Origin of the sequence: Streptomyces sp. NPDC004134 (genome assembly GCF_042874195.1) — a bacterium.
Classification (GTDB): Bacteria; Actinomycetota; Actinomycetes; order Streptomycetales; family Streptomycetaceae; genus Streptomyces.
In genome coordinates this window covers 79,283-100,415 of sequence record NZ_JBIAMS010000005.1, presented here as the reverse complement: position 1 = coordinate 100,415, position 21,133 = coordinate 79,283, and the positions used below count along the sequence as shown (strand labels likewise).

General features: G+C 73.1%; 17 protein-coding genes. 11 read left to right on the top strand and 6 right to left on the bottom strand.

The genetic code is table 11. The features are described from left to right. Nucleotides 1–229 precede the first annotated feature (229 nt). Nucleotides 230–1,873, top strand: a complete 1,644-nt coding sequence (locus ACFYVJ_RS09195) for a protein kinase (protein ID WP_388888071.1) — start codon at nucleotides 230–232, stop codon at nucleotides 1,871–1,873. Between the two features lie 67 nt (nucleotides 1,874–1,940). On the opposite strand, the gene ACFYVJ_RS09190 is transcribed toward ACFYVJ_RS09195, so the two are convergent. Further along, on the bottom strand, nucleotides 1,941–2,633 hold the full coding sequence (locus ACFYVJ_RS09190) for a response regulator (RefSeq protein WP_388888069.1): 693 nt from the start codon (nucleotides 2,631–2,633) through the stop codon (nucleotides 1,941–1,943). 353 nt (nucleotides 2,634–2,986) lie between these two features. Between ACFYVJ_RS09190 and pdhA the strand changes: the two genes are divergently transcribed. From pdhA to ACFYVJ_RS09165, 5 genes are all read left to right on the top strand, one after another. Further along, complete coding sequence (gene pdhA / locus ACFYVJ_RS09185; protein WP_388888067.1) at nucleotides 2,987–4,441, top strand: pyruvate dehydrogenase (acetyl-transferring) E1 component subunit alpha; 1,455 nt, start codon at nucleotides 2,987–2,989, stop codon at nucleotides 4,439–4,441. Between the two features lie 2 nt (nucleotides 4,442–4,443). Next, nucleotides 4,444–5,424, top strand: coding sequence for an alpha-ketoacid dehydrogenase subunit beta (locus ACFYVJ_RS09180; RefSeq protein WP_388888066.1), 981 nt, complete (start codon nucleotides 4,444–4,446; stop codon nucleotides 5,422–5,424). A 21-nt stretch (nucleotides 5,425–5,445) separates the two neighbouring features. After that, nucleotides 5,446–6,951, top strand: coding sequence for a dihydrolipoamide acetyltransferase family protein (locus tag ACFYVJ_RS09175; protein ID WP_388888567.1), 1,506 nt, complete (start codon nucleotides 5,446–5,448; stop codon nucleotides 6,949–6,951). 135 nt (nucleotides 6,952–7,086) lie between these two features. Further along, nucleotides 7,087–7,749 carry a GntR family transcriptional regulator gene (locus tag ACFYVJ_RS09170; RefSeq protein WP_388888065.1) on the top strand — a complete coding sequence of 221 codons (663 nt, stop codon included), beginning with the start codon at nucleotides 7,087–7,089 and terminating at the stop codon, nucleotides 7,747–7,749. Continuing rightward, complete coding sequence (locus ACFYVJ_RS09165) at nucleotides 7,746–9,059, top strand: nitrate/nitrite transporter (RefSeq protein ID WP_388888063.1); 1,314 nt, start codon at nucleotides 7,746–7,748, stop codon at nucleotides 9,057–9,059. The genes ACFYVJ_RS09170 and ACFYVJ_RS09165 overlap by 4 nt, the downstream gene beginning before the upstream one ends. Nucleotides 9,060–9,156: 97 nt before the next feature. Here the strand turns inward: ACFYVJ_RS09165 and ACFYVJ_RS09160 are convergent, their stop codons facing one another. Both ACFYVJ_RS09160 and ACFYVJ_RS09155 read right to left on the bottom strand, forming a co-directional pair. Next, entirely contained in the window at nucleotides 9,157–10,281 is a 1,125-nt protein-coding gene (locus ACFYVJ_RS09160; RefSeq protein ID WP_388888061.1) for a rod shape-determining protein, read from the bottom strand. Between the two features lie 253 nt (nucleotides 10,282–10,534). Continuing rightward, the gene (locus ACFYVJ_RS09155; protein WP_388888059.1) at nucleotides 10,535–11,359 is read right to left on the bottom strand and encodes a maleylpyruvate isomerase family mycothiol-dependent enzyme; all 825 of its coding nucleotides are present in this window, start codon (nucleotides 11,357–11,359) and stop codon (nucleotides 10,535–10,537) included. Nucleotides 11,360–11,492: 133 nt separating this feature from the next. On the opposite strand from ACFYVJ_RS09155, the gene ACFYVJ_RS09150 reads away from it, so the two are divergent. The 3 genes from ACFYVJ_RS09150 to ACFYVJ_RS09140 all read left to right on the top strand — a co-directional run bounded on the left by ACFYVJ_RS09150 (nucleotide 11,493) and on the right by ACFYVJ_RS09140 (nucleotide 15,006). Next, entirely contained in the window at nucleotides 11,493–12,275 is a 783-nt protein-coding gene (locus tag ACFYVJ_RS09150; protein WP_388888057.1) for a nitrilase-related carbon-nitrogen hydrolase, read from the top strand. A gap of 111 nt (nucleotides 12,276–12,386) precedes the next feature. After that, a complete protein-coding gene (locus tag ACFYVJ_RS09145; protein WP_388888054.1) occupies nucleotides 12,387–13,202 on the top strand; it encodes a zinc ribbon domain-containing protein in 816 nt (271 codons plus the stop codon). After that, on the top strand, nucleotides 13,153–15,006 hold the full coding sequence (locus ACFYVJ_RS09140) for an NHL domain-containing thioredoxin family protein (RefSeq protein ID WP_388888052.1): 1,854 nt from the start codon (nucleotides 13,153–13,155) through the stop codon (nucleotides 15,004–15,006). Before ACFYVJ_RS09145 ends, ACFYVJ_RS09140 begins: the two co-directional genes overlap by 50 nt. A 28-nt stretch (nucleotides 15,007–15,034) precedes the next feature. Here ACFYVJ_RS09140 and ACFYVJ_RS09135 read toward each other — a convergent pair whose 3' ends face one another. Beyond that, the gene (locus ACFYVJ_RS09135) at nucleotides 15,035–15,601 is read right to left on the bottom strand and encodes an ArsR/SmtB family transcription factor (protein WP_388888049.1); all 567 of its coding nucleotides are present in this window, start codon (nucleotides 15,599–15,601) and stop codon (nucleotides 15,035–15,037) included. A 70-nt stretch (nucleotides 15,602–15,671) separates the two neighbouring features. Here ACFYVJ_RS09135 and ACFYVJ_RS09130 point away from each other — a divergent pair, with 70 nt between their 5' ends. After that, entirely contained in the window at nucleotides 15,672–16,433 is a 762-nt protein-coding gene (locus ACFYVJ_RS09130; RefSeq protein WP_388888048.1) for a hypothetical protein, read from the top strand. Nucleotides 16,434–16,587: 154 nt separating this feature from the next. On the opposite strand, the gene ACFYVJ_RS09125 is transcribed toward ACFYVJ_RS09130, so the two are convergent. Next, nucleotides 16,588–17,964 carry a M18 family aminopeptidase gene (locus ACFYVJ_RS09125; protein ID WP_388888046.1) on the bottom strand — a complete coding sequence of 459 codons (1,377 nt, stop codon included), beginning with the start codon at nucleotides 17,962–17,964 and terminating at the stop codon, nucleotides 16,588–16,590. 169 nt (nucleotides 17,965–18,133) lie between these two features. Here ACFYVJ_RS09125 and ACFYVJ_RS09120 point away from each other — a divergent pair, with 169 nt between their 5' ends. Next, entirely contained in the window at nucleotides 18,134–19,081 is a 948-nt protein-coding gene (locus ACFYVJ_RS09120) for a sulfotransferase family protein (RefSeq protein ID WP_388888043.1), read from the top strand. Between the two features lie 209 nt (nucleotides 19,082–19,290). On the opposite strand, the gene ACFYVJ_RS09115 is transcribed toward ACFYVJ_RS09120, so the two are convergent. Beyond that, nucleotides 19,291–21,117, bottom strand: a complete 1,827-nt coding sequence (locus ACFYVJ_RS09115) for an acyl-CoA dehydrogenase (RefSeq protein ID WP_388888040.1) — start codon at nucleotides 21,115–21,117, stop codon at nucleotides 19,291–19,293. Nucleotides 21,118–21,133: the final 16 nt, after the last annotated feature.

The following is a 21,133-nucleotide window of genomic DNA, read 5'->3' as shown; positions in this document are numbered from 1 at the left end:
TGCACCCCCTTTACCCACCGCGCACCGCCGCCCCTCCGGCCCCGCGCCCCGCGCACCCCTCCCCACCACCGGCCCCGTCCGGGATTTGCGTACGGACCCCCGGACCCGGTTGCATGTTCCGTTCAGCGGGATCCGGTGTGTCAGGGGCAGGAGGTAGCGTGCCCCGTAGCCGGAAAGACGACGGAACAACGACGAGACGACGACGAGACCGAACCACCGCGAGGAACTGATGTCACAGACGGAGCCCCCCGAGGAGCCGTCGGCGAACGGGCCGGGCCGCGGCGGTATGGCTGATTCTCCCGAGAACTGGGGGGTCGGCGGGCTCGTCGGGGACGGGCGCTACCGGCTGACCCGCCGCCTCGGCCGCGGCGGCATGGCCGAGGTCTTCGCCGCGGAGGACGTGCGCCTGGGCCGCGAGGTCGCGGTCAAGCTGCTGCGCAGCGACCTCGCCGAGGACCCGGTGTCCAAGGCCCGCTTCACGCGCGAGGCGCAGTCGGTCGCGGGCCTGAACCACCACGCGGTCGTCGCGGTGTACGACTCGGGGGAGGACCAGGTCGCCGGCAGCACCGTGCCGTACATCGTCATGGAGCTGGTCGAGGGCCGGACGATCAAGGAGCTGCTGACCGGCGCCGAGATCCCGCCGCCCGACCAGGCGCTGCTGATCGTCTCGGGCGTGCTGGAGGCGCTGGCGTACAGCCACCAGCACAGCATCGTCCACCGCGACATCAAGCCCGCGAACGTGATCATCACCACCACCGGCGCGGTGAAGGTGATGGACTTCGGCATCGCCCGCGCGCTGCACGGCGCGGCCTCCACCATGACGCAGACCGGCATGGTCATGGGGACACCGCAGTACCTCTCCCCCGAGCAGGCGCTCGGCCGGGCCGTCGACACCCGCTCCGACCTCTACGCGGTCGGCTGCCTGCTGTACGAGCTGCTGACCGGCCGTCCGCCGTTCATCGGCGAGACCCCGCTGGCCGTGGTCTACCAGCACGCGCAGGACAACGCCGTGCCGCCGTCCCAGATCAGCGGGGAAGCGCCGCCGGAGCTCGACGGCCTGGTGATGCGCGCGCTGGCCAAGGAGCCCGACGACCGCTTCCAGACGGCCGACGAGATGCTCGGCCTCCTGCAGTACGCGCTGCGCATGCTGCGCGACGTCGGCCCGCACACCGGCACGTGGGACACCGGCGCCGTCGCCGTCGGCGGTACGCCGCCGATGGGCACCCCGGCCGTCGGCGCCACCGCGGCCACCGCGGCGCTCGCCTCCGCGGGCGGCGACACCCCGCCGCGGCTGCTGCGGACGAGCGGCCCCGACGACGGCGGCTTCGACCCCGGCCCGCGCCGGGCGGGCCGCGGGCGCGGCAGGATGTGGGCGATCGCGGCGCTGGCCGTGGTCGCCATAGTGCTGGGCGTGGCTTTCGCGCTGAGCGGCGGGGACGACGAGAACAAGAAGCAGGCGCCGCCGACGCCGACGAAGCAGGAGCAGAGTCCGACGAAGGACGAGGAGAAGGAGGAGGACTCCCCCTCGCCCACCGAGGAGGAGCCGACCTACCACGACGACGAGCCGACGTGGGAGGAGACCTCCGAGCCCCCGCCCACCACCTCGCCGACGGACTCCCCGACCGGCACCGGCAGCCCCACGGGCTCGCCCAGCGAGCCGAGCGACGACGCCGGCGGCACCACGAGCGAGGGCAGCGGCAGCACCACCGACGGCGGCGGCACCACGACGGGCGAGACCACCGGGGAGACGACCGGGGAGACCACGGGCGAGACCACCGGGGAGACGACGGGCGAGGTCGAGGGCGGCGAGATCGGCGGCGAGGTCGTCGACGGCGGCCAGGCCAACGGCGGCGCCGCCGGCACCGAAGGCTGAGGGACGGGGAGCCACCCCTCCCGGTCCCGGCCCGGGGGCGTCCTGCCCCCGGCTCTGCCCGCGGGCCCTACTCCTCCCGGAGCCGGTCCCGGTCGCCGCCGCCGCCCTGTTCCGCCTGGCGGCGGGCGACGTAGGCCGCCGCCTGCGACCTGCGCTCCATGTTCAGCTTCGACAGCAGGCTGGACACGTAGTTCTTGATCGTCTTCTCGGCGAGGTGCAGCCGCTCGCCGATGGCCCGGTTCGTGAGCCCCTCGCCGATCAGGTCGAGGATCCGGCGCTCCTGGTCCGTCAGCCCGGCCAGCCGCTCGTCCTCCCGCCCGCGCCCGCCGTCGCGCAGCCGCTCCAGCACCCGCGCCGTCGCCACCGGGTCGAGCAGCGACCTGCCCGCGGCCACGTCCCGTACGGCGGTCAGCAGCTCGTTGCCGCGGATGGCCTTCAGCACGTACCCGGACGCGCCCGCCATGATCGCGTCGAAGAGGGCCTCGTCGTCGGCGAACGAGGTGAGCATGAGGCACTTGATGCTCTCGTCCCGGGAGCGGATCTCCCGGCAGACCTCGACGCCGCTGCCGTCGGGCAGCCGGACGTCGAGCACGGCCACGTCGGGCCGTACGGCGGGGATGCGGACGAGCGCGTCGGCCGCGGTGCCGGCTTCGCCGACGACCTCGATGTCCGGCTCCGCCTGAAGCATCTCGTGTACCCCCCGACGGACCACTTCGTGGTCATCGAGTAGGAATACGGTGATTTTTCCATCTATGGCCACTGTCCCAGTCTCACATACTGGGTCTTCCCGCGCTCAGGGCCGCCGGGATAACGTGCCAGTGTTCCGGCAGCCTGCGAGGCTGTGACCAGTGGACCTGATGCCGACGAGGCGAGCCGGCTCCTGCGTTACTAGGAAATCAAAGCAAAACCGCAGGTCAGGACCGCTTCGCGAAGCAGCGGACCACTGTGTAACGTGCCTGCCAGTGGGAAGGATGCCGGGCGCCTGTCACCCCCGTATCCCCTCGGTGCACCCACCCCGTGCACGTAGGGGAATCGGGTGAGCCGCCCTCCGCTGCCGCGGGGGACCGAAGGCCACCGGCGATCCCGGGGGCCGGAGAGACGTCAGGAGAGACCGTGACCGAGAGCACTGCCGCGCGCGACCCGCGCCGCAGCAGCAAGCGCACCAGCGGGAGCGACGGCGGGAGCACCGCCCCGACGGCGGCGCCCGAGACGCCCGCGGCGCCCGCGAAGAAGGCAGCGGCCGGGAAGACGCCGGCCGGGAAGGCGACGGCGACCGCCAAGCCGCCCGCGAAGAAGGCCGCCGCCAAGAAGACCGCGGCGAAGAGCCCGGCGAAGAAGGCGCCGCCCGCGAAGAAGACGGCCGCGGCCGCCAAGCCGGCGAAGAGCGCCGCCAAGGCAGCCCGGAAGGCACCCGCGAAAGCGGCCGGGAAGGCGGCGGCATCCGCCGGGACCCCGCCGCACGGCGACGGCACCGCCGACGTCCCCGAGCTGGTCCAGCTCCTCACCCCCGAGGGCGAGCGCGTCGAGCACCCCGAGTACGCGGTCGACCCGAGCCCGGAAGAGCTGCGCGGCCTCTACCGCGACATGGTCCTCACCCGCCGCTTCGACGCCGAGGCCGTCACCCTCCAGCGCCAGGGCGAGCTGGGCCTGTGGCCCTCGCTGCTCGGCCAGGAGGCCGCCCAGGTCGGCTCGGGACGGGCGACCCACGAGGACGACTACGTCTTCCCCACGTACCGCGAGCACGGCGTCGCCTGGTGCCGCGGCGTGGACCCGACGCTGCTGCTCGGCATGTTCCGCGGCGTGAACAACGGCGGCTGGGACCCGAACAGCAACAACTTCCAGCTCTACACGATCGTCATCGGCTCCCAGACGCTGCACGCCACCGGCTACGCCATGGGCGTCGCCAAGGACGGCGCCGACTCCGCCGTCGTGGCGTACTTCGGCGACGGCGCCTCCAGCCAGGGCGACGTCGCCGAGTCGTTCACCTTCGCCGCGGTCTACAACGCGCCGGTCGTCTTCTTCTGCCAGAACAACCAGTGGGCCATCTCCGAGCCCACCGAGCGCCAGAGCCGCGTCCCGCTCTACCGCCGCGCCGCCGGCTACGGCTTCCCCGGCGTCCGGGTCGACGGCAACGACGTGCTCGCCGTCCTCGCCGTCACCCGGAAGGCGCTGGAGCACGCCCGCTCCGGCCAGGGCCCGATGCTGATCGAGGCGTACACGTACCGCATGGGCGCCCACACCACCTCCGACGACCCCACCCGCTACCGCCGTGACGACGAGCGCGCCGCGTGGGAGGCCAAGGACCCGATCCTGCGGCTGCGCACCCTGCTGGAGCGGGAGAACCTCGCCGACGCGGCGTTCTTCGCCGAGCTGGACGAGGAGAGCGACGCACTGGCCAAGCGGGTGCGTGAAGCCATCAGGACCATGGCGGACCCGGACCCGATGGCCATGTTCGAGAACATCTACGCCGACGGGCACGCCCTCGTGGACGAGGAGCGGACGCAGTACGCGGCGTACCAGGCGTCCTTCGCGGACGAGGCGGGCGCCGCCGCCGGGAAGGGGCACTGACCATGGCGGTCGAGAAGATGGCACTGGCCAAGGCGATCACCGCGTCGCTGCGCACGGCCATGGAGGACGACGCCAAGGTGCTCGTCATCGGCGAGGACGTCGGGAAGCTCGGCGGCGTCTTCCGCGTCACCGACGGACTGCAGAAGGACTTCGGCGAGGACCGGGTCATCGACTCGCCGCTGGCCGAGTCCGGCATCGTCGGCACCGCGATCGGGCTGGCGCTGCGGGGCTACCGGCCGGTGGTGGAGATCCAGTTCGACGGGTTCGTCTTCCCCGCGTACGACCAGATCGTCACGCAGCTCGCGAAGATGCACGCGCGGGCGCTGGGCACGGTCAAGCTGCCGGTCGTCATCCGGATCCCCTACGGCGGCGGCATCGGCGCGGTCGAGCACCACAGCGAGTCGCCGGAGGCGCTGTTCGCGCACGTGGCGGGGCTGAAGTGCGTCTCGCCCTCGACGCCGGCGGACGCGTACTGGATGCTCCAGCAGGCCATCCACAGCGACGACCCGGTGATCTTCTTCGAGCCCAAGCGGCGCTACTGGGACAAGGGCGAGGTCAACACCTCCGCGATCCCCGGCCCGCTGCACGAGGCGCGGGTCGCCCGGGAGGGCACGGACCTCACGCTCGCCGCGTACGGGCCGATGGTGAAGACGTGCCTGGAGGTCGCTTCCGCGGCGGCCGAGGAGGGCACGTCGCTGGAGGTCGTGGACCTGCGGTCGATGTCGCCCATCGACTTCGACACCCTGCAGCGCTCGGTGGAGAAGACCGGCAGGCTGGTCGTCGTGCACGAGGCCCCGGTCTTCTACGGGTCCGGCGGGGAGATCGCCGCACGCATCACGGAGCGGTGCTTCTACCATCTGGAGGCCCCGGTGCTGCGCGTCGGCGGCTTCCACGCGCCGTACCCGCCGGCGAGGCTGGAGGAGGAGTACCTCCCCAACCTGGACCGGGTGCTCGATGCCGTCGACCGCGCGCTTGCGTACTGAACAGGGAGCGTGTCCGTGACCATGAGCAACACCGCGCGCCTTCGCGAGTTCAGGCTGCCCGACGTGGGCGAGGGCCTGACCGAGGCGGAGATCCTCAAGTGGTACGTCCAGCCTGGCGACGCCGTGCACGACGGCATGGTGGTGTGCGAGGTGGAGACGGCGAAGGCCGCCGTCGAGCTGCCGATCCCGTACGACGGGGTGGTGCAGGAGATCCGCTTCGCCGAGGGCGACACGGTCGACGTCGGCACGCCGATCATCGCCGTCGACACCGAACCCGGGGCCGCCCCGGAACCCGGGGAACCCGCGGCCGGAGCGGAGGCGGGGTCCGGCGACTCCACCGCGCCGGACGGCGGTGAGACCCCCGGCGCCGCCCCGAAGCGGGAGCCGGTGCTCGTCGGCTACGGGGTGTCGCAGAGTTCGACGAAGCGCCGGCCGCGCAAGGCGCAGCCCGGCGCCGAGGCGGCGGTGGCGGCGGCCGCGATCCAGGGCGAGCTGAACGGCCAGGCGGCACCGCCGCCGGCGCCGGACGTACCCGAAGCGCGCGTTTCCGCTACGGAACCGGCCGCCCCGGCGTCCGCCGGCGCTCCCGCCGCCGCGGCACCCGCGGCGGCCGGCGGGCCCGTTCTCGCCAAGCCGCCCGTGCGCAAGCTCGCGAAGGACCTCGGCGTCGACCTCGCCGCCGTCGTGCCGACCGGCGACGGGGGCGTCATCACCCGCGACGACGTCCACGCCGCCGCGGCCCCGGCGCCGGCCGCGCCCGCGCAGCCCGTACCGGCCGCGCAGCCGGCCGCACAGCCGGCTCCCGCCGCGGAGCCGGCAACGACCGCGCGCGAGACCCGGATCCCCATCAAGGGCGTCCGCAGGGCCACCGCCCAGGCGATGGTCGCCAGCGCCTTCACCGCGCCGCACGTCACGGAGTTCGTCACCGTCGACGTCACCCGCACGATGAAGCTCGTACGGGAGCTGAAGGAGGACCCCGATCTCGCCGGGCTGCGGATCAACCCGCTGCTGATCGTCGCCAAGGCCCTGCTGCTGGCGATCCGGCGCAACCCCGAGGTCAACTCCGCCTGGGACGAGGACCGTCAGGAGATCGTCCGCAGGCACTACGTGAACCTCGGCATCGCCGCGGCCACCCCCCGCGGTCTGATCGTGCCGAACATCAAGGACGCGCACGCCAGATCGCTCCCCGGGCTGGCCACCGAACTGGCCGGGCTGGTGGCCACCGCCCGCGAGGGCAGGACGACGCCGGAGGCGATGCAGAACGGCTCGGTGACCATCACCAACGTCGGCGTCTTCGGCATCGACACCGGCACGCCGATCCTCAACCCCGGCGAGCCGGCGATCCTCGCCTTCGGCGCGATCAGGCTGCAGCCGTGGGTGCACAAGGGCAAGGTCAAGCCGCGGCACGTGACGACGCTCGCGCTCTCCTTCGACCACCGGCTGGTCGACGGCGAGTTGGGCTCGAAGGTGCTCGCGGACGTCGCGGCGGTCCTGGAGCGGCCGAAGCGGCTGCTCACCTGGGGCTGACCCGCGCCAGGCGCACGCCCCCGGCCCCGTCCAGACGGGCGCCGGGGGCGTGCGCGTGCGTACGTACCCGTGAACTCCTGTCCGTATCGCGGACGGTGGCGGCGTACGCATACGTGTTGTATCTATGCTGTGCGCATGCCCCCGAGCCCCGCCGCCCCCGCCAAGCCCGCGCCCGCCGCCGACCGCGTCTACGCCCACGTCAAGCAAGGCGTGCTGGAACGGCGTTACGAGGGCGGCACGATGCTCACCGAGGGCGAGCTGGCCGATGCCGTCGGCGTCTCCCGCACACCCGTGCGCGAGGCGCTGCTGCGGCTGCAGGCCGAGGGGCTGCTGGAGCTGTACCCGAAGAAGGGCGCGTTCGTCCTGCCCGTCTCCGCGCAGGAGATCGCCGACGTCGTCGAGACCCGGATGCTCGTCGAGGAGCACGCCGCCCGCCGGTCCGTGCCCGCGCCCGGCGCGCTGCTCACCCGGCTCGAAGAACTGCTGGAGGAACAGCGCCGGCACGTCGAGGCCGACGACCGCGCCGCGGCGTCCGTCACCGACCGCTGCTTCCACGCCGAGATCGTCCGCAACGCGGGCAACGCCATCCTCGTCCGCCTCTACGACCAACTCCGCGACCGCCAGCTCCGCATGGGCGTCGCGCTCATGAACGCCCAGCCCGACCGCATGCGCCGCTCGCTCGCCGAGCACGCCGAGATCCTCCAGGCGCTGCGCAGCGGCAGCGCGGACACCGCCGCCGCCGCGGTGCACGGCCACGTCGCCTCCGTACGGGACCTGTTGCGCGGGGACCTGCGGTGACCGCCGTGCGCGCGGGGGGCGCCCGCGGGCTGCCCGGAGACCCGCCCGGCGGCCTACAGGCCGCCGCCGTCTGGAGCCTCGGCGTCGCCGTCTACTTCGTCGCCGTCACGTACCGTACGAGCCTGGGCGTCGCCGGCATCGACGCCGCCGAGCGCTTCGACGTCGGCGCCTCCGCCCTGTCGGGCTTCTCCATACTCCAGCTCCTCGTCTACGCCGGCATGCAGATCCCCGTCGGCCTGCTCGTCGACCGGCTCGGCACCCGCCGGGTGCTGGCGATGGGCATCGTGCTGTACACGGCGGGGCAGTTCGGCTTCGCGCTCTCCGGCACGTACGGCACCGCCCTGGCCTCCCGCGCGCTGCTCGGCTGCGGCGACGCGATGACGTTCATCAGCATCCTGCGGCTGGGCGCGCGCTGGTTCCCCGCCCGCCGCGGGCCGCTGATAGCGCAGCTCGCGGGGCTCGTCGGGATGGCGGGCAACCTGGTCTCGACGCTCGTACTCTCCCGCATGCTCCAGGAGTTCGGCTGGACCCCGACCTTCGCGGGCAGCGCGGCGGCCGGCGCGGTCATGCTCGTCCTCGTCCTGCTCTTCCTGCGCGACCAGCCCCGCGACTACGTACCGCCGCCGCCCGAGGACCACCACGGCCGCGGCATCCGGGCGCAGATATCAGGCGCCTGGCGCGAGCCGGGCACCCGGCTGGGCCTCTGGGTGCACTTCACCACCCAGTTCCCCGCGATGGTCTTCCTGCTGCTGTGGGGGCTGCCGTTCCTCGTCGAGGCCCAGGGCATGAGCCGCGCGGAGGCCGGCCAACTGCTGACGCTCGTGGTGCTCTCCACCATGGCGGTCGGCCTCGTCTACGGCCAGCTCATCGCCCGGCACCACGCGGCCCGGCTGCCGCTGGCGCTGGGCACGGTGGCGGCGACGGCGCTGGTCTGGGGCGCGGTGCTGAGCTGGCCGGGGGCGCACGCGCCGGGCTGGCTGCTGGTGGTGCTGTGCTGCGTGCTGGGGGCGTGCGGGCCCGCGTCGATGATCGGCTTCGACTTCGCCCGCCCGGCCAACCCGCCGGAGCGGCTGGGCACGGCCTCCGGCATCGTCAACATGGGCGGCTTCACGGCGTCGATCACCACGCTGCTGGCGGTGGGTCTGCTGCTGGACGCGACGGGTGACCGCTACGACATCGCCTTCGCGAGCATCTTCGTCCTGCAGATCCTGGGCACCACGCAGATCATGCGCCTGCGCCGCCGGGCCCACCGCCGCGAACGCGAACGCCTGGTGGCAAGCCGCGTCTCGGCCGTCCACGTCCCCGCCTGAGGCGGGCCCCCGGCACGGACCCGCGGCAGGGAGCCCGGGGCAGGGGCCTGCGGCGCGGGCCTGCGGCGCGGGTCGGTGGCGCGGTCGGTGGCCCGGCCTAGTCCGTCGCCACCTCCGTGGCCACCTCGGGGGTCTGGTTGGGCTGGGGGGCCGGGTTGGTCGTCGGGGCCGGCTCGTGGAAGCCCGCGGGACCCGAGGTCGCGTCGGGGATCGCCTCCGGCGGGGCGCCGTTCTCGATCATCGAGCCGAGGCCCACCACCGCCGCCACGTCCGGGCGTTCCGCGATGCGCACGGGCAGCCCCACCGACGTACGCAGCATCGTCTCCAGGCCCGGCATCGTCGCGCTCTCGCCCGCCAGCACGATCCCGTGGTCCCCGATGTCCGCCACCAGGTCCGGCGGGCAGCGGCGCAGCACCGAGCGGATCCCGTCGAGCACCGCGAGCATCGGCACGCCCGCCGCCTGCCCCACCGCCGCCGGGTCGACCTGCACCGTACGCGGGCGGCCGGAGACCACGTCGCGGCCGAGCACGTCCAGCGTCGCCGCGCCCTGCGCGCCGGCGAGCGAGAGGTCGCGGTGCACCTGGCTGACGGTGTGGCTGCGCAGCATCACCTCGTGGTTGATGCGCAGGTGCTCCACCAGCGCCCGGTCCACCGCCTGCCCGCCCACCGGCACCTTCTCCGCGGCGACCACGTTGCCCAGCGACAGCACGGCGATCTGCGTCATCGCCGCACCGCACACCACGATCAGCGTGCCCTCCGCCGCCGCCACCGGCAGCCCGCAGCCCACCGCCGTGGCGATGAGGGTGTCGACGAGGATGACCCGCTTCGCGCCCAGCCCCGCCAGCGTGTCGATCATCGCCCGCTGCGTCAGCGGCTCGGCGTCGTGCGGGGTGCACGCCGCGGCCCGTAGCGAGGGGTGGAAGCGCCAGGATCTGCGGACCTTGGCGTGGATGAGGTGGCGCAGCATGCGCTGGGCCATCTCGATGTCGGTGATGCCGTTCGGCCCCACGGGCCGCACGACCTGGATGTGGTCGGGGGTACGCCCGGTCATCGCCTCGGCCTGCCCGCCGACGGCCACCAGGGCGCCGGTGTGGGAGTTGAGGGCGACGGCGCTCGGTTCGTCCACGACGAGGCCGATGCCCCTGAGGTAGACGCGGGTGCGGGTGGCCCCGACGTCGACGGCGACGCTGCAACGGAGAAGCTGTTCCTGGCTGATGCTCACATGATCAGCCTGGGGCGGCCGGGCGCGGGGCGCCCGCCGGGCTGTGCCGGTCGGATGAGGGCTGCCCCCTTACGGGTGAGGAGGCAGCAACGGCCGGACCCGTACGGGTGACCGCGGACGGCGCCGCACGGACGCCGGTGCGGCCTGTCGTACGGACCGTCAGGCCGCTGCCGTACGGACCCCGTCAGGCCGCCGCCGTACGACGGTCAGGCCGCCGCCGTACCGACCGTCAGGCCGCCGTACGTGCGCGCCCTCAGTCCGTCACCGTGAAGTTCCGCAGGACCGCCTCCGCCAGTTGCGGATCGCCCTCCGCCTTCACCCGGTCCGCCACCGCGGCCGCCCGCAGCCGGCCCGTGGCCAGCCACAGGTACGTCTCCCAGTCCGTCGTCAGCGTCACCGTCGGTCCGAGCGAGACGCTGCCGTCGATGGAGCCGCGGCCGTCCTCCCCGACCCGCACCGTCCGCATGAACTCCACCGGGCCCGTCACGTCCACCACCACGATCGACCCCGGCCGCGCCGCCGCGTCCTCGGCGACCACCTTCGGCAGCCGCGCCAGCAGCTCGTCGCGCACGAGGTGCGCGCCGGGCGAGTCGATGTTCCCCGGCCGGCCCAGCGCGCGTCGGATGTCCTGCTCGTGCACCCATATGTCGAAGGCGCGGTAGTGCGTCAGCTCCGCGAGCGTCATCTCGCTGCCGAACGCCCCGCGCATCTTGGCCTCCGGCGCGCGCTTCTCGTCGCGGAGCTGGCGCCGCCGGCGGATCAGCGTGTACTCGAGGTCGGCGGTCATCTCCGGCGCGGTGTGGTGGCGCCGCGTGTCGACCTGCACCTCGACGTAGCGCGCCTTCTCGCTCGTGATGTGCATGAGGTCGGCCGGCAGGTTGTGGATCGGCCGGGGGTCGCCGAGTGCCTCGCACTCGGCGCCGATGATGTGCGAGACGACATCCCGCACGGACCACCCCGGCAGTCCGCTTCGCCCGCTCCACTCCCCCTCGGAGAGCGGTGCCACGAGTTCGGAAATGGCCTCGGCCGAATGGGCCCAGGCATCGATGGACGGCTGGAGGCTGGAGTGGACGGTCACACTACCCCTTACGGGATCGTTCGCGAGATGCACGGCAGGCCCTAAGTTACGCTGCGCACGGGTGCCCCGGCAGTGCTTTCGGGCGACGATTATGCGGTGAGGCACACGACTTGGCCTTCTAGGTGGTGGTAAGGTGCGCGCTTCTCTGATCCAGTTCCGGGTGGATCCGGATGAAACCGTGGAAAGCCGACGTGCCCGTGCGGCGGCGCTCGTACGAGCCGAGGAGGGCTCCGGGCTGGTGGTGCTGCCGGAGCTGTGGCACGTGGGCGCGTTCGCGTTCGACGACTTCGCGGCCGCGGCGGAGACCCTCGACGGGCCCACGGCGGCGGCGATGGCGGCGGCGGCCCGGGACGCGGGCGTGTGGCTGCACGCGGGGTCGATCGTGGAGCGGGACGCGGCGGGGACGCTGTTCAACACGAGCCTCCTCTACGCCCCCGACGGCGAGCGGGCACGTACGTACCGCAAGATCCACCGCTTCGGCTTCGACCGCGGCGAGGCGGTCCTGATGGGCGCGGGCGACGAGGTCGTCACCGCGGACCTCCCCGGCACCGTCGTGGGCCTCGCCACCTGCTACGACCTCCGCTTCCCCGAGCTCTTCCGGGCCCTGGCCGACAAGGGGGCGCAGACTCTTGTCATCCCCGCGGGCTGGCCCGCGCAGCGCCGCGCGCACTGGCGGCTGCTGGCGCAGGCGCGCGCGGTGGAGAACCAGGCGTACGTCCTGGCCTGCAGCACGGCGGGCACGACGGGCGGTGTGGCGCAGGCGGGGCACAGCATGGTCGTCGACCCGTGGGGCGAGATCCTGGCCGAGGCGGGCGAAGGCGAGGAAGTCCTGCGGGCGGAGCTGGATCCGGCGCGGGTGACGCGGACGCGGGAGGAGTTCCCCGCGCTGCGGGACCGAGTGCTGGGACGGCCGTAGCACCGGGACTGCCGGGACTCCGGCGGGGCGGAACTGAGCCTCGCCGCGCTGCGCGGCCGCATCGCGATCCTCGACTTCCGCACGTTCACCACGGAGCGCCGAACTCGCCAGATGGAGGCGCGGACGTTCGTCCACGCCGGCAAGCGTCGCCCGAAACCAGGGGGGACGGCGCTGCTCACGGGGCTGATCTTCTGCGGAGTGCCGGGCTGTGGGCGACGGATGCACCGGGTCGGCAACAGCTATCAGTGCATGGCACGCCGTGCGGGAAACCAGTGTCCGGAAGCTTCGGCCCTGGCCGACCGCGTGGACGACTATGTGGCCGAGCGCTTCCTGGCGAAGCTTCCCGCTCTTGAGCCGGACGACCCCTTGGCCCTTGTCATCGCCGACCGCTGGGCGCACCGCACGGACCCGGGGACATTCGCCAAGCGGGATGCGATCGCGGCGGAGATCGAGGATGAGGAAGCGAGACTGGCCGACCTTGAGGACGCCCGCTATGTACGTGGTGAGTTCAAGGGCGCGGCAGCAGTGGAGCGATACAACCGGCTGGCGGAGCGGCTGAGGGAACGCACGGACGGCCTGCGCGCCGGTCTCGCGAAGTTGCCGATGCCCTCGGTGGATGTGAGTCCGATGCTCGACGGTGACCTCCTCCGGGAGACCTGGAGAGCATCGGAGGGCGCGGACCGCAGGGGCCGGCTGTCTCTGGCCATCGACCGCGTGGAGGTCCGCAAGGGCAACCGGGGCCGACGTTTCGTTCCGGAGCAGCGTGTACGGATCGAGTGGGCCACGCTGGATCAGGAAGTGTCTCCGTATCCCGACGAGGCATCAGTGGCGGCCCGGGACGATCGTGCGTTCATCTCGGGATGGCACCCTGCACTGCATGAACGCTGCCTCTCCTGCCCCGCGACGTGCCCGTGTCCGTGCCCCTGAGCTGATCGGCAAAGGCGGCTGGCTGAACACAGGCGGCAAGAACGTGACGCTCGCGGACCTCCGAGGTAAGTGTGTCGTCGTAGATTTCTGGACGTTCTGCTGCGTCAACTGCCTGCACGTCCTGGACGAGCTGCGCGAGCTGGAGGAGAAGCACCGGGACACGGTGGTCGTCATCGGCGTGCACTCGCCGAAGTTCGTGCACGAGGCGGAGCATGCGGCGGTCGTGGACGCCGTCGAGCGCTACGGGGTGCACCACCCGGTGCTGGACGACCCGGAGCTGGCGACGTGGAAGCAGTACGCGGTACGGGCGTGGCCGACGCTGGTGGTGATCGACCCGGAGGGCTACGTCGTCGCGCAGCACGCGGGGGAGGGGCACGTGCACGCCATCGAGCGGCTGGTCGCGGAGCTGGAGGCGGAGCACGCGGCCAAGGGCACGCTGCGGCGGGGTGACGGTCCGTACCTACCGCCGGAGCCGGCGGCGACGCGTCTGCGGTTCCCCGGGAAGGCGCTGCGGCTGCCGTCGGGCAACCTGCTCGTCTCGGACACGACGCGGCACCGGCTGGTGGAGCTGGAGCCGGACGGCGAGACGGTCGTGCGGGCGATCGGGAGCGGGGAGCGGGGGTACGCGGACGGGGCCGCACCGCGCTTCAGCGAGCCGCAGGGGCTGGCGCTGCTGCCGTCCGGCGAGGTGGCGGTGGCGGACACCGTGAACCACGCGGTCAGGGCCGTCGACCTCGGTACCGGCTCGGTGACGACGCTGGCGGGGACGGGGCGGCAGTGGTGGCAGGGCTCGCCGGCGTCGGGGCCGGGGCGCGAGGTCGACCTGTCGTCGCCGTGGGACGTGGCGTGGTTCGACGGCCGGCTGTGGATCGCGATGGCGGGGGTCCACCAACTGTGGACGTACGACCCGGAGACGGACACGGTGGCGGCGGCGGCCGGCACGACGAACGAGGGGCTGCTCGACGGGCCCGCGGAGGAGGCGTGGTTCGCGCAGCCGTCGGGGCTGGCGGCGGCGGACGGCCGGCTGTGGATCGCGGACTCGGAGACGTCGGCGCTGCGCTGGCTGGAGCCGGGCGCCGGGCCGGGGCAGCGGGCCCGGGTGCACACGGCGGTCGGCACCGGGCTCTTCGACTTCGGCCACCGCGACGGCCCGGCCGGCGAGGCGCTGCTCCAGCACCCGCTGGGCGTCACGGCGCTGCCGGACGGCTCGGTGGCGGTCTCGGACACGTACAACCACGCCCTGCGCCGCTACGACCCGGCCACCGGCACCGTGACCACCCTGGCGACGGACCTGCGGGAGCCGTCCGACGCGGTGGTGGACGGCGAGGAGATCGTGGTCGTCGAGTCCGCCCGGCACCGTCTGACCCGCCTCCGGCTCCCGGACGAGGCGGTCCGCGTGCCCCCGGTCGCCCACCGCACGCAGCGCGCGGCGACGGACGTGGCCCCGGGCACCCTGTCGCTGGACGTCGTCTTCCGCCCCCCGCCGGGCCAGAAACTCGACACCCGCTACGGCCCGGCCACCCGACTCCTGGTGAGCGCCACCCCGCCGTCCTTGCTCACGACCGGCGACGGCCAGGGCACGGACCTGACCCGCGAGGTGACCCTGTCGGCGGACGGCCCGCGGGAGGGCGTCCTGCACGTCTCGGCGATGGCGGCAAGCTGCGACGACGACGGGTCGGTGGAGTACCCGGCGTGCCACGTACACCAGCAGGACTGGGGCGTCCCGATCCGCCTCACGGAGTCGGGGGTACGGCGGCTGCCGCTGATCCTGGCGGGCATGGACGAGGGGGACGCGGGGCCGTGAGCGATCGCTTGCCGGCAGCGCCTTCTCGCTAGTCCGCCGGGATGCCGAACCACCGCAGGTGGACCGGCCGCGCGCCCGGGGCGGCGTCTTCCGGGGTGTGGCGGTACTTGGCCAGGAGCTTCAGGTAGTCGTCGTGGAAGGCGTCCAACTCCTCCTTCGTCAGATGGCTCAGCCCGCGTGATCCCCGCAGCCAGCCCTCCTCGGACTCCTCGCCCTCTCCCCCCTGCTCCGCGGTGAACCGCCGGGCCAGTTCCAGGTCCTCCGCCCCGCGGAGCCGGTCCAGTTCGGCGATGACCGCCCGCTCCCCCGCCGTGACGTCGTCCATCGGCGGGCGCCTGATGTCCAGCCCGGGCACGCCTCGCCACCAGCGCTCGCGGCCCGCCGACCGCTCCGGGATGTCCTCGATGAGGCCGCCGCGCTCCAGCATGCGCAGGTGGTAGCTGAGCGTCCCGGTGTTCTCGGCCAGCGCGGCCGCCAGCGTCGTCGACGTGGCCGGGCCGTGCACCGAGAGGTGGCGCAGGATGCGCAGCCGCAGCGGGTGCGCGAGCGCCTTGAGCGCTTCCGGGCTGCTGACCTTGCGCCGCTCGTCCGTCATGGGCCGCAGTTTATCCACAGGTTCCTCTGCAGAGCTTTCTTTGCAGAGAAAACTCTGTGATGCTGCCGGCATGACGAAGAACTGGAACCGCCGGCCGTACGGAACGGGCGCCGCCCGCCTCGCGGCCACCGCGCTCACCGCCCTGCTCGCCACCCTCACCACCGGTGCCGCCCCCGCCGCCGCCGCGCCCGCGGCCCCCGCCCCCGCCGCCGCCGCGGAAGCCGGCCCTCCCGGGGCCGAGTTCGGCTTCGGTGCCTGCCCGGCGGCGGACGAGCTGCCCGCCGGTGCCGATCCCGGGACCTGGCGCTGCGAGGTGATGCACGCGACGGGGCGGCTGCGGGTCGGCGGGGTGGACGAGCCCATCGAGCGGCCGATGACGCTGACGTTCACGGAGGGCCGGGTCGACGGCGCGTATGCGCAGGTGTTCGGCGAGATGACCGCCGAGCCGATCCGGGTCGGGGGGACACCGCTGACGCTCACGCCGCGGTACGGGGGCTACAGCGACTTCGAAGCCGACGAGGCACGCCGCGGCGAGCTGGACCTGACCCTCGCGGTCGGTGGACCGGCGCTCCCGAAGGGATGCTCCATAGGCGCGGCGGCCACGGAGCCGATCCACCTCGTGCTGAAGGACACCCGCCCCACGGAGGTGATATCCGAGGACCCGCTGCTGGTCTCCTTCGCCGCCGCGGACACGGAGTTCACCGCTCCGCGCAGGGAGGGCTGCGGCCGGCTGGGCGGCCGGCTCCTGGACCGGGTGCTGGACCTGCCGGCCCCGGCGGGGGAGAACTCGCTCGAACTCGACGCCACGGTGGCCATCAAGCCGTACGCGTGACGCGGTGCCGACGGCACCGCGCACCCGAATCCGCCCGCCCACCCGAATCCGCCCGCCCACCCGAATCCGCCCGCCCACCCGAATCCGCCCGCGCATCCGAAGCCCGCGACGACGACGCGACCACGACGCGACCACGAAAGGAGGCCCGCCGGGGTCACTCCGTCAGGAACGCCGCCAGCGCGCTCGCCAGCAGGTGCGGGTCCTCCGCGCCGCACAGCTCCCGCGCCGAGTGCATCGAGAGGATGGCCACCCCGATGTCCACGGTCGTGATCCCGTGGCGGGCCGCCGTGATGGGGCCGATGGTCGTGCCGCAGGGCATCGCGTTGTGGGAGACGAACGTCTGCCACGGCACCCCGGCCCGTTCGCAGGCGGTGGCGAGGATCCCGCGGCCGGTGCCGTCCGTGGCGTAGCGCTGGTTGACGTTGACCTTGAGGATCGGGCCGCCGTTCGGCATCGGGTGGTGGCCCGGCTCGTGGCGCTCGGGGTAGTTGGGGTGCACGGCGTGGCCGGTGTCGGAGGAGAGGCAGACGGAGCCGGCGAGGGCGCGGGCGGTGTCGTCGTACGAGCCGCCGCGGGCGGCGACGCTGCGGCGCAGGACGGTGCCGAGGAGGGGGCCCTCCGCGCCGGTGTCGGACTGGCTGCCGGTCTCCTCGTGGTCGAAGGCGGCCAGCACGGGGATCGTCGTCGGCGGGGTGCCGGCGGTCGCCGCGGCGGCGAGGGCGGCGACGGCGGCGTGTACGGAGAGGAGGTTGTCCATGCGCGGGCCCGCGAGCAGTTCGCGGTCGCGGCCGAGGTAGGCCGGCGGCTCGACGCTGTGGACCATCAGGTCCCAGCCGATGACGTCGCCGGGCGCGACCCCGGCCTCCGCGGCCAGGAAATCGACGAGGTCGCCCTCGTGTACGGGGCCCAGGCCCCAGATCGGCGTCGCGTGGCGCTGCTTGTCGAGCTTGAGGCCCTCGGTGGCCACGCCCCGGTCGAGGTGGATGGCGAGCTGCGGTACGCGCAGCAGCGGCCGGTCGACGTTGACCAGCCGCACCTCGGCACCGCCCGGCACCTGGGCACCGCCCGGGCCGCGGCCCGCGCCGCCGCCCCCGCCCGCCCCCGCGTGCGTCGCGCCCGGGCGCAGCGTCAGCCGGCCCGCGAGACCCAGGTCCCGGTCCAGCCAACTGTTGAGCAGCGGCCCGCCGTAGACCTCCACCGCGATCTGCCGCCACCCGTGCCCGCCGGTGTCCGGCAGCGGCTTGACCCGCAGGTTGGGCGAGTCCGTGTGGGCGCCGACGATGTGGAAGGGCGTCTCGGGGGCGCTGCCCTCCGGCACGTACCAGGCGATGAGCGCGCCGCCGCGCAGCACGTAGCGGCCGCCTGCCGTCGCGTCCCAGGCGTCGGTCTCCCGGAGCTGGGTGAACCCGGCCTTCTCCAGCCGCCGGGCGGCCTCCGCCACGGCGTGGTACGGCGTGGGGGAGGCGGTGAGGTAACCGGCGAGGTCATCGGAGTGGCTGCGGTCGAACCGGGGCGGGGGAGCAGACGTCATGGGCAAAGCCTAAGACGTGGGTGAGAAGCGGAATCGAGCCATTGCCTTTGCCGAATCGTTGTCCTACGTTCTTCCGGGTGCGCGTCGCCTGTTGCCAATGAGGCACCGGCCGTCCGCGCGGGGGGAGTGACGGGCAGGGCACGGTGTGAGGAAGGGTGGCAGAGGCGCCATGGGAGTCGTGAACACGGGCATCAAGCGCAGAGCCAGGCTGCTGGGCGAGGCGCTCCGGCCGCCGCGGCAGTTGACCGGTCCGGACGCGGACGCGGCCCCGGCGGCCCAGGTGGCGCCCGAGGCCGCGACGCCGCAGAAGACGCCGGAGAAGGCCAAGCCGAAGGGCCCGCGCCCGCCCAAGAAGACGGTCGCGCTGGACTACGGGGTGGACGCCATGCCCCGGCAGGTCGAGGCGCCGGTCTTCGTCCTCGCCCCGGTGCGCTCCGGCTCCACCCTGCTGCGCATGCTGCTCAACAGCCACTCCCGGATACGCGCCCCGCACGAGCTGCACCTGCGCACCCTCGGCGTGGAGCTGACCCCCGGCTTCTCCGACCAGTCCATGCTCGAACTGGGCCTGGACAAGGTGGAGCTGGAGCACGTGCTCTGGGACCGGGTGCTCCACCTGGAGCTGGAGCGCAGCGGCAAGGACATCGTCGTCGACAAGACCCCGGGCAACGTGTGGGCCTGGGAGCGGCTGGCGCACGCCTGGCCGAAGGCGAAGTTCCTGTTCCTCCTGCGCCACCCCGAGGGCGTCGTCAGCTCACTGGACAACCGCAAGTCCAACACCTCCACGCGCGCCCAGAACGAGGCGAACGCGCTGAAGTACTTCGAGCCGCTGGAGCGGGCCCGCACCGCGCTCGACGGCCACACCCTCACGTACGAGGACCTCACCTCCGACCCCGAGCGGGTCATGCGCGGCGTGTGCGCGTACCTGGAGGTGGAGTTCGAGGAGTCGATGCTGGCGTACGGCGAGCAGGACCACGGCCGGCTCCGGCCCAACCTCGGGGACCGCAGCGACAACATCAAGTCCGGCCGGATACAGGCTGCCCGCGCCTTCGAGGAGGGGACGGCCGAGCTGTCCCCGAAGATGGCGGAGTACGCCGCCGCCTGGGGCTACCGGGACTGACCTGCCCCACCCGAGCCCTCCGGGGGTTCGGATCCGGCGCCTTCGTCGTCGTCAAAAGGCGCCGTATCCGGACCCGGGCCCGGATACGGCGCCTGCGTCAGCGCCTGCGCCCGTCCTTCACGGCCCGTACGCCCCGCCCGCCGTACGCCACCGCCCGTACGCCACCGCCCGTACGCCACCGCCCCTGCGCCCGCCGGCCGTTCCGCGCCTCAGAACGCGGCCTCGTCCAGCTCCATCAGCGACTGGTCCGTGCTCTCCGCCAGCGACCGCTGCACGCCGACTCCCGGCAGCACGTTCCGCGCGAAGAACGTCGCCGCCGCGATCTTCCCCTGGTAGAACGGCACGTCCTTCGGCGCCGCCGCCGGCAGCTTCTCCGCGGCCACCGCGGCGCCCTTGAGCAGCAGGTACCCGATCACGACGTCGCCGGAGGCCATCAGCAGGCGGGTGGTGTTGAGCCCCACCTTGTAGATGGACTTCACGTCCTTCTCGGTGGCCGCGAGGTCGGTCAGCATCACCCCGACGATGGCCTCCAGGTCCACCGCGGCCCTGGCCAGCTCGTCCCGCGCGGCGGCCAGTTGCTCGCCGCCGACCGCCTCGGCCAGGAACTTCTTGATCTCCTCGGCGAGCGAGGTGAGCGCCTGCCCCTGGTTGCGGACGATCTTCCGGAAGAAGTAGTCCTGCCCCTGGATGGCGGTGGTGCCCTCGTAGAGCGTGTCGATCTTCGCGTCCCGGATGTACTGCTCGATCGGGTACTCCTGCAGATAGCCGGAGCCGCCGAAGGTCTGCAGCGACTGGGCGAGCTGCTCGTACGACTTCTCCGACCCGTACCCCTTGACGATGGGCAGCAGCAGGTCGTTCAGCTCGTGCTGCGCCGTGGTGTCCTCGCCGGCGGCCTCCCGGACCTGGATGGTGTCCTGCACGGAGGCGGTGTAGAGGACGAGGGCGCGCATGCCCTCGGCGTACGCCTTCTGCGTCATCAGCGAGCGGCGCACGTCCGGGTGGTGCGTGATGGTCACGCGGGGCGCGGTCTTGTCGGTGAACTGCGCCAGGTCCGGGCCCTGGACCCGCTCCTTGGCGTACTCCAGCGCGTTGAGGTAACCGGTCGAGAGGGTGGCGATGGCCTTCGTGCCGACCATCATCCGGGCAAACTCGATGATCTTGAACATCTGGCGGATGCCGTCGTGCTTGCCGCCGAGCAGCCAGCCCTTCGCCGGGTGCCGGTCACCGAAGGTCAGCTCGCAGGTGTTGGAGACCTTCAGGCCCATCTTGTGCTCGACGTTGGTGGCGTAGACGCCGTTGCGCTCGCCCAGCTCGCCGGTCTCCCAGTCGAAGTCGTACTTGGGCACGACGAACAGGCTCAGCCCCTTCGTGCCCGGCCCGGCGCCCTCCGGGCGGGCCAGCACGAAGTGCACGATGTTCTCCGACATGTCGTGCTCGCCGGAGGTGATGAAGCGCTTCACGCCCTCGATGTGCCACGTGCCGTCCGGCTGCTCCAGCGCCTTCGCGCGCCCGGCGCCCACGTCGGAGCCGGCGTCCGGCTCGGTCAGCACCATCGTCGAGCCCCACTGCCGCTCGACCATCAGCCGCGCGGCCTTGCGCTGCTCCTCGGTGCCCTCGTCGTAGAGCACGCCGGCGAAGGCGGGACCCGAGGCGTACATCCACACGGCCGGGTTCGCGCCGAGCACCATCTCGGCGTACGCCCAGATCAGCGACGAGGGCGTCGCCGTGCCGCCGATCTCCTCGGGCAGGCCCAGGCGCCACCACTCGGCGTCCATGTAGGTCTCGTACGACTTCCGGAAGGCCGCCGGGACGGGGGCGGTGCCGGTCTCCGGGTCGAAGACCGGCGGGTTGCGGTCGCCGTCGGTGAAGGACTCGGCCAGGTCGTTCTCGGCCAGCCGGGCGATCTCGGTGAGCACGCTCCGCGCGGTCTCGGTGTCCATGTCCTCGAAGGGGCCCGTGCCGTAGACGTCGCCGCGGCCCAGCACCTCGAAGAGGTTGAACTCGATGTCCCGGAGGTTCGACTTGTAGTGGCCCATGCGCAGGCTCCGTATC